This window comes from Streptomyces colonosanans (assembly GCF_001866645.1).
In the GTDB taxonomy this organism is placed as follows: Bacteria; Actinomycetota; Actinomycetes; order Streptomycetales; family Streptomycetaceae; genus Streptomyces; species Streptomyces colonosanans.
This window is the reverse complement of sequence record NZ_MLYP01000116.1, coordinates 1-1,506: the sequence shown is the minus strand read 5'-3', so window position 1 is coordinate 1,506 and position 1,506 is coordinate 1. Positions and strand designations below refer to the sequence as shown.

General features: G+C 67.3%; 2 protein-coding genes. One reads left to right on the top strand and one right to left on the bottom strand.

Features of this window, described 5'->3' with window-relative positions; all coding sequences use genetic code 11:
* Window positions 1–16: 16 nt before the first annotated feature.
* Window positions 17–373, bottom strand: a complete 357-nt coding sequence (locus BIV24_RS30095) for a hypothetical protein (protein WP_071369637.1) — start codon at window positions 371–373, stop codon at window positions 17–19.
* A gap of 49 nt (window positions 374–422) precedes the next feature.
* Between BIV24_RS30095 and BIV24_RS30090 the strand changes: the two genes are divergently transcribed.
* The gene (locus BIV24_RS30090; RefSeq protein WP_071369636.1) at window positions 423–1,493 is read left to right on the top strand and encodes an IS630 family transposase; all 1,071 of its coding nucleotides are present in this window, start codon (window positions 423–425) and stop codon (window positions 1,491–1,493) included.
* Window positions 1,494–1,506: the final 13 nt, after the last annotated feature.

Sequence of the window (1,506 nt, the reverse complement as noted above, 5' to 3'; positions counted from 1 at the left end):
CTAGTGCTGCTCCGCGTTAGTTCGTGGAGGGTGGTGTGGTCCAGGCGGTGGGGTCGTTGAGGTAGAGGCCGCAGGCGCAGTCGAGCGCTTCTTCGGGTGAGCCGAATGGCAGGCCGGTGGGCAGGAAGTTGTCTTGGTATTTGCCGCTGCTGGCGAGGTAGATGGCAAAGCCCCAGGTGTGCAGGACGCCGGTGAAGCGCAGACGGCACAGTGGCAGCGGTTCCTCTGTGCCCGGTATTTCGCCTGCCACGTAGGCGAATCCGGTCCGAAAACGGACCTGGACGCCCGAGAGTTGGGGCCAGCGTTCCCGCGCGTGGTCGCGCAGGCGGACGCGGAGGTGGTGCTGCATGGACTCGGGCGGGTTCTTCGGCACGGTCCCCATCCTGCCCGGCAACGATTGCGCTGCGCCATGATCACCTGTCATGGGTGGGAACAGGCAGGCAGTGTCGGTGGTGCTGGACGAGGCGTTACGAGTGCGGCTGACAAGCCTTGCCGGCTCCACGCGCGGGCAAGTGCGGGCGGTGCTGCGGGCGAAGATTGTGCTCGCTGCCGCTGCGGGAGCGTCCAACGCGGCGATCGCCCGCACGCTGGGAGTCAGCGTGAACACGGTCCGCAAGTGGCGAGGGAGGTTCACCGCTGCCGGGATGGAGGGACTCAAGGACGCTCCACGCCCAGGGCGGCCACGCCTTTACGACAGCCGGGTGCGGCTGGCCGTGGTGGCTTCGGCAACCAGTGCACCGCCCCATCCAGAGTCGACATGGACGCACCGGGCCATCGCCACCCAGGTCGCGGACACCACGTCCGCCGCTATCTCCCCGTCCCAGGTCGGCCGGATCCTGGCCGGCTTGGACCTCAAGCCGCACAAAGTCCGCGGCTGGCTCACCCGCCGCGACAATCCCCAGTTCTGGGAACGGGCCGCCGACATCTGCAATCTCTACCTCAACCCGCCGAAGGACGCGATGGTGCTGTCCATCGACGAGAAGACCGCCATCGCCGCCCGCTCCCGCAAGCACCCCGGCCGTCCCGCCGGAACCGGCCGGCCGCCCCGCCAGGAATTTGAATACATCCGCCACGGCACCGTCTCGATCAGCGCCGCACTCAACGTGCGCACCGGCGAGGTCCTCACTCAGCCCATCGCCCGCAACAACGCAGCGACCTTCATCGACTTCCTGCGGATGCTCGAGCGGACCATCAACCCGTGCCACGCCATCCACGTCGTGCTGGACAACGGTGCCTCCCACATCGCACGGACAACCAAGGCATGGCTGGCCGACCACCCCCGCTGGCACGTGCACTGGACCCCGCCGCACGCCTCCTGGCTCAACCAGGTCGAACTGTTCTTCTCAGCCCTGACCCGCCGGGTCCTACGACACGGCGACTTCCCCAGCCGCGACGATCTCATCGACAAAATGGACGCCTACGTGATCGCGCACAACACCACCGCCAAGCCTTACCGCTGGACCTACGACGCCAGGCCACTCAAAGCCGCATGACACCTCCACGAAC

Bases quoted from the DNA above. Each gene is read 5' to 3' on its own strand.
- BIV24_RS30090 (WP_071369636.1), top strand. From the start codon at position 423: ATGGGTGGGAACAGGCAGGCAGTGTCGGTGGTGCTGGACGAGGCGTTA.